We start from the raw sequence: 259 nt of genomic DNA on the forward strand, positions 1-259 counted from the left end.
GCCTTGCCAAGTCGAAACGTAAGTGAAGTCGCTCACCCACAACTGGTTCGGCCTCTCGGCCCGGAACTGCCGGTTGACCCGGTCCAATGGACATGGTGCTTTGCCATCACTGACGGTGGTTCGTACGACCTTGCCGCGCATCACACCACGCAGTCCCATGCTGCGCATCAGACGCTCTACCGTGCAGCGGGCCACGGTCACGCCTTCGCGCGCTAGTTGCCGCCATACCTTGTCGGCGCCATAAACCTGCATGTTGGCC

1 protein-coding gene is annotated in these 259 nt (G+C 61.8%); it reads right to left on the reverse strand.

Annotated elements, in window-relative coordinates:
• Nucleotides 1–259: IS3 family transposase (locus NFX52_RS30560; protein ID WP_252636033.1), on the reverse strand; the 259-nt coding region annotated here is incomplete at both ends.

The organism is Acidovorax facilis, assembly GCF_023913775.1.
GTDB classification, from domain to species: Bacteria; Pseudomonadota; Gammaproteobacteria; order Burkholderiales; family Burkholderiaceae_C; genus Acidovorax; species Acidovorax facilis.